General features: G+C 61.9%; 13 protein-coding genes. All 13 read left to right on the top strand.

Annotated features, from left to right (window positions below; genetic code table 11):
- Positions 1-261 precede the first annotated feature (261 nt).
- The 13 genes from BMW75_RS23230 (at position 262) to BMW75_RS23285 (ending at position 12,971) form a co-directional block, all read left to right on the top strand.
- The gene (locus BMW75_RS23230) at positions 262-672 is read left to right on the top strand and encodes a hypothetical protein (protein ID WP_092582034.1); all 411 of its coding nucleotides are present in this window, start codon (positions 262-264) and stop codon (positions 670-672) included.
- Between the two features lie 910 nt (positions 673-1,582).
- Entirely contained in the window at positions 1,583-1,858 is a 276-nt protein-coding gene (locus BMW75_RS29260) for a hypothetical protein (protein ID WP_139208582.1), read from the top strand.
- Positions 1,842-2,168, top strand: coding sequence for a hypothetical protein (locus BMW75_RS23235; protein WP_092582035.1), 327 nt, complete (start codon positions 1,842-1,844; stop codon positions 2,166-2,168). Before BMW75_RS29260 ends, BMW75_RS23235 begins: the two co-directional genes overlap by 17 nt.
- Positions 2,169-2,183: 15 nt before the next feature.
- Positions 2,184-2,921, top strand: coding sequence for a toxin co-regulated pilus biosynthesis Q family protein (locus BMW75_RS23240; protein WP_092582036.1), 738 nt, complete (start codon positions 2,184-2,186; stop codon positions 2,919-2,921).
- A 24-nt stretch (positions 2,922-2,945) separates the two neighbouring features.
- Positions 2,946-4,634 (top strand): type II secretion system protein GspD, encoded by a 1,689-nt coding sequence (locus BMW75_RS23245; RefSeq protein WP_092582037.1) that lies wholly within the window; start codon positions 2,946-2,948, stop codon positions 4,632-4,634.
- A gap of 1 nt (position 4,635) precedes the next feature.
- On the top strand, positions 4,636-5,997 hold the full coding sequence (locus BMW75_RS23250) for a hypothetical protein (RefSeq protein ID WP_092582038.1): 1,362 nt from the start codon (positions 4,636-4,638) through the stop codon (positions 5,995-5,997).
- On the top strand, positions 5,981-6,511 hold the full coding sequence (locus tag BMW75_RS23255) for a hypothetical protein (protein ID WP_139208583.1): 531 nt from the start codon (positions 5,981-5,983) through the stop codon (positions 6,509-6,511). Before BMW75_RS23250 ends, BMW75_RS23255 begins: the two co-directional genes overlap by 17 nt.
- Positions 6,508-8,301: an ATPase, T2SS/T4P/T4SS family gene (locus tag BMW75_RS23260; protein WP_092582040.1), complete on the top strand. Its 1,794-nt coding sequence runs from the start codon at positions 6,508-6,510 to the stop codon at positions 8,299-8,301. The genes BMW75_RS23255 and BMW75_RS23260 overlap by 4 nt, the downstream gene beginning before the upstream one ends.
- The gene (locus tag BMW75_RS23265) at positions 8,298-9,398 is read left to right on the top strand and encodes a hypothetical protein (RefSeq protein WP_092582041.1); all 1,101 of its coding nucleotides are present in this window, start codon (positions 8,298-8,300) and stop codon (positions 9,396-9,398) included. The genes BMW75_RS23260 and BMW75_RS23265 overlap by 4 nt, the downstream gene beginning before the upstream one ends.
- A 61-nt stretch (positions 9,399-9,459) precedes the next feature.
- On the top strand, positions 9,460-10,086 hold the full coding sequence (locus tag BMW75_RS23270; RefSeq protein WP_092582042.1) for a pilus assembly FimT family protein: 627 nt from the start codon (positions 9,460-9,462) through the stop codon (positions 10,084-10,086).
- Between the two features lie 68 nt (positions 10,087-10,154).
- On the top strand, positions 10,155-11,432 hold the full coding sequence (locus tag BMW75_RS23275; protein WP_092582043.1) for a hypothetical protein: 1,278 nt from the start codon (positions 10,155-10,157) through the stop codon (positions 11,430-11,432).
- 57 nt (positions 11,433-11,489) lie between these two features.
- Positions 11,490-12,350, top strand: a complete 861-nt coding sequence (locus tag BMW75_RS29265; protein WP_139208584.1) for a hypothetical protein — start codon at positions 11,490-11,492, stop codon at positions 12,348-12,350.
- A 15-nt stretch (positions 12,351-12,365) separates the two neighbouring features.
- The gene (locus BMW75_RS23285) at positions 12,366-12,971 is read left to right on the top strand and encodes a TrbM/KikA/MpfK family conjugal transfer protein (RefSeq protein ID WP_175493251.1); all 606 of its coding nucleotides are present in this window, start codon (positions 12,366-12,368) and stop codon (positions 12,969-12,971) included.
- Position 12,972 lies beyond the last annotated feature (1 nt).

Raw genomic sequence — 12,972 nt, forward strand, 5'->3', positions numbered from 1 at the left:
TACGGCAGCCAGGGCAACGCAGGGCCTGTAGCTGATGACTAATTCCTCGAATTCCAGGGAATTACGAGGTGTCGTCAGGCAATGCGTTGCCCGAGATTCATCTGAATGTCACGCCACTGTGGCCCTACATTTTCATGAATCTTGATCTAAACGCTATTACGAGTTGCAGGCCTGTCATAAATTGGTAAAGTAATCCACGCTCTTAGAGCGAGCTGACGATTGAGTAAAGCCATACAACCTACTATTGCATTGGAGCAATCGATGACCCGGCTTATCAACGACCACATCGCCAATAAGGCAAAAGACAAGCTGACGATCGTCGCAGCCGACGAGCCTTGCGCTGCCGGCCTTAACCATCTTTATGTAATCAGTGGCTTTAACCCGGATACCAACCCGGCTTGCGCGGTCGAAGATGGGAAGGATTCGACCGCCGAGCAGACGACCATTCTGTTCCAGAATGGTCAGGTTCGCGAGGTGGGGGAGAACGGTGTAACGAATGAAGCGCTGCTGGCCATTGTGGTTGACCGCCTGCGCTGCATCCAGGCTGGGCTTGGCGCCTCCCCTACCTACGGGATTGCGCTGACGAAGCTTGAAGATGCTCTTGATTGCCTTAAGCACAAAACTATCTTGATGGGACGCTCTCAACTGCTAGGCATGCCTCTTAGCAGCTAGATAACACTCGGCTCGCGCTCCACCAGGCAGCGCGAGTCACGAAGGAAGCAGGGCCGACCAACCGTCGGCCCTTTTCTTTGGCCGCGTGTCTGTATTGCGTCCTGGAACCGTCAGGGGCGATGCAGACCGGAAGTTCTATCTGTCAGCCCGTTCTATGAGCGAGCTGACGAATGAACAAGGAGATAGGTCATGGCCAACATCAAGTACTTCAGCGACGTGACCGGCGGCGCCATCGCACTCACCGCGCCGCACGGCATGCCGAACAAGGAATTCGCCGCACGCTGACCGGGTGTACAGGGCATACGCTCGACGGCTAGGGGCGAGAACCCAGAGACTCATGCCAACCCAGCCAGTACGCGCGGGGTGTACGTACGACCGGCGCGGGGTCGTTATGATCAAAAGCGCCTGATGCCACCAATTGGCGTTCTTGCCACCATCGATGCAAAGAAAAAGGCGCTTCGGAGTTAACCTAAGCGCCTGATTCTATTCGTATTCTTTGGGGTGGCTGATGGGACTCGAACCCACGACAACCGGAATCACAATCCCATAGCCCAAGCGTCGATTCTCTTTATTTTTTAATAACTTACAGCCGAAAGAGTTTAAAGAAACTTCGTCGGTGGCGCACCAATTCGCGGGCGTTTGCGGTGGTCGGTTGAAAGATCCTCTCGATCAAGGCGCTTCTCCGCCGAGACGGCGCGAGGGCACCGCACACGAAAGTGCAGTGCAGTCCCGTTCAACCGCGGCTTGGCGCCTAGCCTCACCAGCGTGCCCGCAATCGCGCATGGCACTTCCCTCCCGAGCGCTCGCTACTACCCAAGCATCGGGGCGTTCTCCCCCAAACAAGGCGCATGGCGGCCGCCCATACAAAGGCAGGCGAGCCTGCGCTCGTCACCGTACACAGGACACTTGTATGGAAGCCCACTCTGCCACCTTCACGTCGGCCGCAATTTTTGAGTACCCATCCACAGCACGCGCTGCCCGACATGCCGCTCGCACCTGGTTCGAAGCCGCTCCTGGTGTAGCCCCCGCCCAGTATCGCGATCAACAATTCATGGCGCATTGCGAAGGCAAACGGGACTCGGCCCTCGAGCGCAAGATCCGGAGACATGCCTTCAGGCAGGCATACGCCGAGGCCATCGGCCACATCGTTGTGGAGGAGGCGCGCTTTCATGCGCTCCCTGCTTGAACGCCCCATTTCGTTCCGATTGTCGGATTCCGCCCGACGACGATATGAACAGGCAGCGGCAGATCGGGGAATGACACTGTCGGCGTACCTCCGTGATCGACTTGAAATCGACGACCAGGTCGCAGAGCACGTCGCGCAACTGCGCCTGACGCTCCTCGACAGCGCGCCGACCGAGCAGTCCGATGGCTCGCTGTTGCCCATCCTCCTGGAATTGCTGCTGCTCACCAGACGACAAAGTCCTCCGGCAGAGCTGCGCGCCGTCCACCACGAACTTGAGCGGCAGGGCGTGATGCCCCGGACCTTCAAGTAACTCTTAGGATCCCCCATGCAAGCATCCCCTTTGGCGGCCGTCGTCTCGGCGGCCTGCCTTCTTTCGGCCTGCGGATTCGTACCGCCCTCCCCCCCAACTCCTCCGGACTCCGGACGCATCCTCATCAACCATGCGGATCCGCGCACCGTTCTACCGGGTAAATCGCCGACCGCCCTGGCTTCGGCAGACATTCCCCCGATTCCCGTGCCCGAAGCGCCGCCCAGGGTCGAAAGCACTGCGCCCGCAGCCAGCGCGCCGCTTCCGGCCGCTGCTGCTGAAGCCACGCCTGGCGCCATCACCTCTGCGTCGGCGCCGACGCCGGGAGCGGCAAGTGAAGCCACCGCGCCTCCCACCGATGTGAGCGCAAGTCCGCAAGTCGCTCCGACCGCTGGCGCCGTGGTCACGGTTGAAGTTGCTCCGACCGAGCCCGTAGCAGAACCGCAAGTCGTGGAACCGCCTAAGCAAATTTGGCGGGTCAGTCCACAAGACGGGACAGTCCGGCAAGCGCTCGTGCGCTGGGCAGCCGATGCCAACTGGACTTTCGGGCCTGATCAGTGGGAACTGAATTTCGACATACCGATTCAGGCTCCGGCTGAGTTCGAGGAAGCCTCCTTCCAAGAGGCCACCCAGGCGCTGTCCCAGGCGGTCGCGATGAGCGAATCGCCTATCCGCCCCTGCTTCTACGGCAACCGCGTTCTGCGCATGGTGCCGTTCACACGCAGCTGCAATCGCTCCCCCGCCCCGCAATCCTAGCCGTGGCGCTGACCAGGAAAACCAATGAATGCTTACCGCACCGTACTGACGGCGGTCGTGCTGGCTGTGCTCGCCGGCTGCTCGGCCCTGCAGGCCACCGACCGCGTCGAATCCCGCGCAGCGCTGCGCCAAGCCGACGGCACCATCGCGTTGGACCACTTCAAGCTCAAAGCCGGCGACATCGACCGTGCGAAGGGCCAGGTCGTTGAACTGCCGTGGATCGCAGGGCGACCGCAGCCACTGGCACGCGAGGTGACTCTACCGCCGGCACTCCGGGCAAACGTCAATACGACGCTGCTGTTTGAGAACAATTCCGCAGACCTCAAGACGCTGGCCGACCGGATCCAGATCGCCACAGGCATCCTGACGCAGGTCACGGCGGACGCCCTGCTGCCCGCCGAATACTTCTTGCCTCGCCTGGCCGGCGACCTTGGCTCGGTCAATCCAGTCAACCTGGGTGCAAGCACCGCTGACACGCTCGTCCCCGCACTCATCCCTGGCGCAGCCGTAGATCGCATCGCGGGCCCGGCGCTGCCCAATGGTGTGGCCCGCACAAAGATGGCGCCCCTTCCGGCCGGGCAAGCCCCACTCGCGTCCGTCCTGGATGCCATCGCACTCCGCTTGGGCGTCTACTGGCGTTACGACGACAAGATTGGCGCGCTCCGCTTCTACCGAACGGAAACCAAAAGCTACGTCGTACGCACGCCCACCCAAGCGGCTGAAGAGAACCTGCAGCGGGACATCAAGTCGACCAATTCGATGCTGGCGGACAGAACTACCGCCGGCGCGAAGGACGAAGCGCGCGAGCTGGCCGCAGTCGTCAGCAAGGTCAGCCAGTTCCTCAGCCGTGCCGGCGTGATCAAGGCGGCGGACGGCGCGTCGAACACGATCGTGGTGACGGACACCAAGGAAGCCCAGGACCGGATTGGGGAATTCCTCGACGCCGAGAATCGCCAGATGACCCGCCGCGTTCGCCTGGTCTTTGAAGAAATCACGGTGCAGAGCGACCGCATCAATCAGGGAAGCGTCGATTGGAGCATCCTGTTCAACAGCCTGGGCCGCCAAAACACGGCCTCCGCAATCGGTGTCGCACCGATGCTGGACGCGGCCAAGGCCGCCGGTAGCATTGGCGCCACCGTGGGAAGCGGCCCGTTCGCAGGTACCAACCTTGCACTGTCAGCGCTCTCGCAGTTGGGCTCGATCATCGACCACAAGAGCATCCCGCTCTTGATGCAAAACCGCCGCCCGGGCAAGTACGACACACGCCGCTCCTTCGACTACATCAAGGACCTGCAGCAGACGCAGAGTACGTCGGACAACTCGGCCCCTACCGTCACCGTCACGCAAGACAACAAGACTGTCGGCACTTTCCTCACCGTTGTGCCCGATGCGCAGGACGACGGCCAGGTGCTCTTGACGATCGCCTACGACGACACCCGGCTCATTGAAATGAAAAAGGAGCCGGTCGGCTCCCGCGATGATCAATCGTTCGTCCAGCAGACCGACATCGGCGGCCAGGGCCGGGTGCAGCAAGTGATGGTCCGGCCGGGTGAGCAGGTGGTGATCGGCGGCTACCAGCAGTCTGCAGACACCTCCACCAGGCGGCGCCTGGATGACAAGGCGCCGATGCTTGCTGGCGGGTCTGACGCCTCGCAAGAGAAGCAGATGCTCACGGTCGTGCTGGTAACGGCCATTCCTGAAGAAGGATTCTGACGTGGCACGACGTGAGAAGACCCCGCGGCGGCTGAGTTATCGGCTCGTCGCCATCCCTGGCACCTCGAATCAGCTTGTCTTCGGCATTCGGTGGCAGACGATCCTCGGTGAGGATCTGCAAAAGGAAGCGCTGCGCCTGGCACGCAAGGTGAAGGCCACGCACTTCGTTCACAGCGATGCTCGCAGCCCTTCCGTGGGGCTTCTCATCGCCAAAGGCAAGGAGCGTCGCGCAAAGACGCGCGCCAGCCTATTCTCGGCGGCGTCCGCGTTTGCACAGCTACACCGTCACGGCACCCACATAGTCGCGCTCAATCTACCCGACAAATCAGTATGGATTGCCGTCATAGTTGCCGGTGTGGTCCAGGCGGGCGGAGACGCGGTGTTCGCAGATCTCCAGGCGGCAGAACGCGCCCTTGATGAGGCACTGGCGCGCTACGGCGAGGCGCAGGTGCACGGGGACCACCGCCCGCAGTTACGACCGTTCTCCCTGCAACAGCTCGCCGCTCACACCAACCAGCAGTCGTCCCTACGCCGCGCCGGCTTCAGTCTCGCGATGGTCTCGCCCTTCTGGTGGACCATCCTGGGCCTATTCCTGGTCTACGAGGCCTGGGACATCGGCATGAGTTACTGGGAGGAGCGGCAAGCACAAATTGCACAGGAGATGCTGGCCGCGCAGCCCGAAGTTGACCCAGCAACGTTGTGGAAAAAGGCAGTTTCCGCATGGGCAAAGACCGCGCGAACCCTTGGCGAGCCAGGGCTGGCGCCATTGCTGCAGCAAGTGGAAGCCGTGCCCACCGCACCCGGCCGCTGGAAGCTCATCGAGGTCGACTGCCGACCGCAGGCACGCAACTGCGTAGCGAAGTACCAACGCACGCGGCTTGCGGACAATCGCACCCTGCACGCGGCCTTGCCTTCGACCTGGAAGATCGACCACCTCGATCTCGAAACCGCGAACGCCTCATGGACTATCCCAGGGGCAATGGCGGATCAGCCCTTGATGCTTGCGGACCTGCCCGACGCTAGGGCAATGCGGCAGCTTTGGGAGCCATCTTGGCAGGCGCTGCGCCCGGCGTTGCAGGACTTGACGCTCTCCCCCCCGGGACAGGTGCCGATCACGGTGCCAAACATCAAGCTGGCGAACGGGTTGGAGCAACCCGTGGTCCGGCCCAAGGAAATCAAGCTTCCGGCTACGCGAGCGCTCGTCATCAATGCGCCACTGCGCTCCCTGTACGGCTTGGCGCTTCCGCGTACCACAGAAGTCACGCAGTTGCAGATGCGCTTTACGCCGGACACTACACCAGGGCTCACGACGAGCGCCTTCGTCACAACGCTCAAAGGAACCATCTATGTTGAATCGCCCTGAACGCAAGCGGCGAAGCTGGCTCGTGTTTGCCGCCGCCGGCGCAACCGTCGCGCTCGCAGTCCCTCTCTCGGCATTGGCACAAAACGGGGTGGTCGGCGCCGGAGTCGACGTCGCCAGCCTGAGCCAGCCTGTTCCCCAAACGGTTCAAGAACTGCTGCAGCTGGACGCCCAGCGCGCCCTCGATGAGGAAAAGCGCAAATCGCAATCCGCAAATGGCGGAAGCACTCAGCTTGCCGCTCCCAGCCCGTCTGCCGCCCAGGACGTCGGCCACAACTCCGAAGCCGCACCCGTCGTTGCCCCGCCCCGGCTTGTCGCCATCATGGGCGTGGGCAAACAGTTGACCGTGACGGTCGACCAGGCCGGCCGCCGGGCGCATTACCGCGCAGGCCGCGCCGAGCCAATGGCCGGGGCCGATCTCGGCCTCCGCCTGCAGGCCGTTTCGCAGCCTTGCGCAAGCTTCGTTGACCAGTCACAGGATGTGGTCACCTACTGCCTAAATCGGGGAACACCATGATCTCAAGCCTCATTCAGTTGCTGCGGCGGCTCAAGCGCACGGTTCATGTCAGCCTGCGCGAGCAAGAGGAGATGCCGGTCCTGGACATGCACGCGGCGACGCCTGCGATGGCCATCAGTGACGCTCACCAGCACATCGATTCGTTCGCGGACATTGCCCAAATGAATCCCGCGTTCAGGACGCTCAAGGTAGATTGGTGTGGCTCGACATCGGCGGTCACCGCGTGCGTGGCCGAGCTCGAGGGACCTCGATATGTGGTGTTCGTCAAGCCGCGAGAAATCGACTCGGATATTTACCGCGCCGTTGAGCAGCGCGCCGTCGAAGCGGCAAAAGGGCCGGTTCAGACCTATACGATCGAACCCGTCATTCTGCTTACCCTCGTCAGAGAGCGGATGCAGGGCCAAGACGTGATTCAGCGAAGCTCTCGCATCCGCGGTCAGAACGAAAGGTCTGCCGTGCGTCAAGGGTTCCACGACATCGCGTCCTGGGCGGTCCGCAACGACGTAAGCGACCTGCATCTAAATATCGACACGACGGCGGCGACATCGCACATCAGCGCCAGCATCGACGGTCAGTACACCACGCCGAAGCACCTGGCTATGCCCACGCAGCAGCTCGTCGACATGGCCAGCGTCACCTGGCTGGATGTCAGTGGTGGGAACGGCCTATTCCTTGACATGGCCAACGAACAACAAGGGCGTCTTTATGAGGTCGTGGACGATCGCAGCTACATGCTTCGCTGGGGCTCGTTCATCGCGGACAAGGGCCCTTCCATCACGCTGCGTCTGCTCGACGTGGACTCCAAGGTGCAAAAGGTTGACATGACCGACCTTGGCCACCTCCCCTCTCAAATCGCGCAGTTCGAGCGTGCGATGTGCAGCATGGGTGGCGCTATCGCTATGGGCGGCATACCTGGCTCCGGAAAGACTGTGAGCATCGCCCAACTTATAGTGCGTTTGCCGAGCACGCGCAAAATTATGTCTATCGAGGATCCGGTCGAACTCATCATGGAGGGCGTGCTTCAGGCGAGCGTTTCTCGGTCTCTGGATGGCTCCGACCGCGACACCATGAAATCGAAGCTTATGGCCCTCAAGCGGGCCGCGGCCAGCGACATCTTTCTGGGTGAGATCCGCGACGTGCTGACGGGCGCCGCGTTTCAAGACATCGTGCTCTCGGGCAGCAATCTCTATTGCACCACGCACGTGGGAAGCGCGCTCGCCATCCCGCAGCGCTTTGCCTCCAGCGAGATCGGGATACCACGCAGCACGCTCGGAACCCCTGGCGTACTGAAGTTGCTCGTTCACCAGGCCCTGATGCCCAAGCTATGCAGCTGCGCCCTTCCAGCGGCGGCGCTCCTCGACGGAGCCGAAGACCGTATGGGCGTCAAACGTGACCGAAGCATCTGGCAGCAGTATTTGGCGGACATCGAAACCCTTTACGACTTTGGCAGCAATGCACTCCGGATCAGAAATTCGCTCGGGTGCGAACACTGTCGCAAGAAAGGGATTCCCGAGCTCTTCGGCTACGCGGGACGCACGGCAGTGGCTGAGCTTTTCGAGCCCGCCAGCGACCCCGACGCCCTTCGCGCCATTACCAGCGGCGACGAGATCCGGCTAAGAGAGATCTTCGCGAGCCAGCGCACCGCGCGGTACGACGACCCCGATATGCAGGGCAAGTCCACGATGGAATGCGCCGTCTACAAGATGAGCCAAGGCATGATTGACCCCAGGGACATTGAGCCCCACTTCACGGCGTACGCAACACTTCTACGCCAAAGGAAAAGGGGATGAAGATACCCTTCTACTTCACGCGGATCGGCCAAGCCGCCAGCAGATTCGCGCGTGCCCGCGCGGACTGGTACGAGTACTTGGCGGACATGACGGAGGACACCCAGGGCCGCAGGACGTTCCTCAGCATTCTTGAGGCTGACGCGCAGCGGTACGGCAAAAGCGCTCGCGGTGTCCTGTCGGCTTACTGGGCGCACCGAATTGTCGAAACGGGCGAGCTTGGCAGGACGCTTCACCGGACGCTTCCCCCGCGAGAGGTAGCGGAATTCGTCTCGCTGCAAACCCAAGGGCAAGCGGTCTTCGCTGGCGGGCTGCGCGACATGGCCGCCGTCGTGCGGGTGACGGCCCAGCTCAGGTCAATCCTCGTCGGAACGTTGGCGGTGGCCGCCCTAATGCTGCTGCTGGTGTGGGCCATGGTGATGCTCGCAGTCCCCTACCTCACCGCGCCGATGCTGCAGGATGCCATGCCAGACATACGGTTTGAGCTACTCACTCCGTCTACCCAGGCGTTCTTCGACATGGCGCAGTGGATACGAGACAAGGGCATCCGATTGTGGTTGGTATCGATTGCCCTCGGCGTTGCCGTCTACCTCTCATTTCCCTATATGGACAACCCGCTACGCCGGTGGCTCGACAAGTGGGGGCCGTATCGGCTTTACAGGGATGTTCAAGCCATCGCTGTGGTGAGCACTGCAGCGACGGCCGTCAAGCCCCGTGCGGGCAAGGTCATGCAGATCCGCCACGCGATCGAAATGCAGTTACCTGGGGCGTCCCGCTGGCTTACCCGCCGGCTTCAGGCTATCCAGCTTCGGCTCGACGACGCGAAAAAAGGCGCAGAGATCTTTGACGTGGGGCTGCTAGATCGCGAGATCTATTGGTACCTCGAAGACCTCACGAACACACTTGGCCTAGACGCCGGTCTGCAGAAGACACGAGCGCGAATGGAAACAACCATTCTCAAGCGAGTAGAAGGCCGTGCCAAAGCCCTTCGATGGGTGGCCCTTCTTGGCGCTGTCATCGTCATGGCAGGCCTCTTCTTCTGGCACCAGAGCGTGATCATGGACATGCGCAACGCGATCATGATCGACGCGATGTCCTGATGAGCGAAAGACCGTCGCCGCGCGATTCATACAAACTCAACGGAATTAATCGGAACTCACAATGCAACAACCGAACATTGCAAATCGCCGTGCCATACAGCGTGCGCCTTCCAATAACTTGCGCCGCCAAGGCGGCTGGTCCTTGATCGAGGTCGGCGCCGTAATTGCCATCGTGATTTTCCTGGTAGTAGTCAACTATCCATCCATCAAGGGATACTTCATTCAAGGCCGGGTGCCCGCAGCAGCGGGTGAGCTGCAGCGGTTCATGTCAACCGCCAGGATCATGGGTGAAGGTGATACCGCAACACCGTACGCATCCATCAACAACGCGCAGAACCTGGCGCCCTCGATGCGTGACTCCACTGTCTTCAAGGTCACGGGCAGCACAGTGGCCCACCGGCTGGGCGGCACCGGAGTCGGGTCGAACGGCACTGTCACCATCGCCCCGACCGCGCTTGGCGGCGGTGCGGCCGGAAGTGCGTTCTCCTTGACGGTCACCAACGTGAACCACCGTGCCTGCCCGGTTCTCGCTTCGATCATGAACGGAGTCTCCGAGATGATCAGCGTCAATGGCACGGTTGCGAAGACACTGGGCGCGAACAACGAATCCGGCTCCTTCAACGCGGTGACTGCTCAGGACCTGTGCGTGAACGGTGACAACAATACGTTCGTCTTCGCCACACGTTGATTCCCCCGGGACAGCGTGAGGGGCGTGCCACCAGCACGCCCGGACGGGCTCTCAACGGAGGCGACCAAATGCAATCATTTCAATCACCGCCGACCCACCGGGCGCGCACACAGGTAGGCTTCACCCTCGTCGAGGTCACGGTTGCCCTACTGCTCGTGATGTTGCTGGCTGTATTCGCGGCGAAGGAAGTCAGGCGCAAGGCCGACGAAAGCGCCGCAGAGGCGACCGGACGTTTCCTGATGCAAATCCGGGGCGCGGTAGTCGATCTGCAGTTAAAGCACGAGGCGTGGATGCGCGGCGAAAACCTCGCTGGTCTGCCCGATGGCTCGTACCCCACATTTCCAGCTCTAGCCTGGACCAGCGTGGGAGGCGCCCAAGTGGCGCGGGGCGGGCTGTCCGACCTCACGGCGCTCGGGCTGCTGCCGGCGACCATCCCGCGATACCCGAGCCTGGGAGACGTAGCGCGGTTCATTTTGGTCCGACAGGGCGCCTGCCCAGGCGCTGATTGCCGTACCAGCGCCTTTGTCTATGTTTGCCATCCCATCAGCGCAGCGAGAAGCCTCCGGCAAAACTCCGAATGCACATCACCTGTCGGCAGCCGTGGCGTCTTCGATCCAACCCTCCTGAGCAAGGTGGTCCTGGCCGCTGAAGGCTACGGTGGCCACGACGCCCGCGGATCGACAAATGTACGCGGCCCCCTGATGGACATTCCGCGTGCCTGGTTCGATTTCGGCACGCAACCTGGGCACGCAGTCATCGCTGCAAGCCTGGACGCCACACCCTTCGGCCAGTTTGTGCGGCATGGAGAAACTCGGCCAGTCACGCTTCACAACACGCTCACCGTTGGGGAGACTATCCAGAGCAACAAGGGTCTGCTGCTGAACACGTCAGTCGCGTCAGGCGCGGCGTGTGCGGTGGAGGGTCTTTATGCCTCCACGGCCAATAAGATGCTGGCGGTCTGCACTGGCGGCGTTTGGTTCACGCCCTTCGGGCACGTGATCACAGGCGTCTACAGCAATCTGCCCAGCGATGCAGCGATCCCAGCGCTTTCCTGCCCGGCTGGTCAGACGCCGTGGCGGTATGCGTCGGTCCAATCCCTGGACGTCACCGTCACGGGTAGCGACGTCAACGTTGGGGGCTCGGTGGGGGGGTCCATCCAAGGGTCCGGGTCGGTCAATGCCGCCGGCGCTGTCGCCGTGAACGGGACCTTTGCAGGAAGCTTTCAGAACTCAGGCTCCAGCTACGTGCGCGTAGGTCAGACCGTGGCCATCGCCGGAGACCGTGTCGTTATCTCTCCGGCCGGCGCAAACGCGCGCGCGGCTGTCATCCAGGGCTGCAGGAACTAAGCAGCCCGCCCGCTTTGTGCGTCCGATCTGGGCGCACTCATTACCTCTGAGGCAAGCATGAATTTCCACACTCTCAAGTGCTGGGGCAGGCGCACGCTCGCCCTGGCCGCGCTCCTGATCTCAAGCCACGCCGCAGCCGCTGCGGATCCGACTGGCAAGCAGGCAGACGTGCAGCTCAAAACGGATCTCACCCACATGAACATCCTGGTCACCCAGGGTGCACCGCTGCCGCCGGGTGGATGCGTGACCGGCTATGCCTGGCATACCACCTACGGCGGCTGCCGACGGGCTGAATCCCAACCCGAATCGGCCGCCTGCCCGGCCGGGTTCACCGGAAGTCGTACCCGATATCGGACAGCGTATATCCTGCAGGCGAACGCCTACGACGTCGCGTATGAGCCGTGGGGACCCTGGCAGGATGCGTGCACTGCATCTCGCCTGTCCGGTGTGGTGGACTCGTTGATCGCAGCGGCGAACGGTGCGGAATCGGGGGAAACCAACAACACTTCCACTCTCCCCCCAAACCTGGCGAAAGCCATGCAGGTCAATTACGGAACTCGCTTCGGCGTCACCATCCATCGACCTACCGCCACGTTGAATTGCACCTATGCTTCGGGCACCACGTCCGGCAGCGGGAACTCGACGTCACCCATCTGGTTCGGCCTCTTGATGGGGCCCGGGGAGTCGGTTACCAAGGGCGGCGAGAGCGGCTCCTTCGGGCACTGCCAGCTTTCAAACGGCAACCGCACCGCGGAGCTGTACGGCAGCTGCGACAGCAGCACGGGTGGGGATGGCGATTACTGCGTTGGCGCAACGCGCGTGGTCAACATCACATCCGTCAACGGATGCACCGTCACCACGGAAACGCGCGAGAAGAACAATGTCATCGACGTCGGCAGCTACGACATCTGCCACTGATCTGAGGAGATAATCATGCATATCCTGCGGCGCCTGGTGGCGCTCCTTGTCATGGGCGCGTCGTACGCGGCGGCTCTTGGAACAGCCATCGCTGCGGACGAACTCACGGGCGACACGCGCCTCGCGTGCGAAGCGATTCTGTGCCTCTCCAGTGGTTCGCGTCCCAGCGAATGCGCACCATCCCTTTCTCGCTACTTCGGAATTCAGAAGAAGAAACTTTCTGACACCCTGAATGCCCGACAGGATTTCCTATCGCTGTGCCCGGCGTCGGGGGACTCAAAAGAGATGAGCGACCTCGTTCGCGCAATTTCGCAAGGTGCCGGGCGCTGCGATGCAGTCTCTTTGAACTCTGCCCTGGGCGTCTGGCGGGGAACTACCGACGACGGCTACCCAATCATCAACAACAAGCGCCCCGGCTATTGCAACGCATACAGCTCGCACGAGTACACCGCGTTCGACGACGACCTGCCTCGGTATGTGGGGACCCCGGAAGAACGTGGCTACTGGGTCGAAGCGAAGGACTATGACCGAGAGCTCGCCAAGTACGAGAAGGAGCTTGCCGAACGCAAGGAGCGCGAGCAGAACGGCCAAGGGACCGGCTTCGGCATGGTCGGGAACTGAC

The sequence above is a fragment of the Achromobacter sp. NFACC18-2 genome, from assembly GCF_900108985.1.
Classification (GTDB): domain Bacteria; phylum Pseudomonadota; class Gammaproteobacteria; order Burkholderiales; family Burkholderiaceae_B; genus Achromobacter.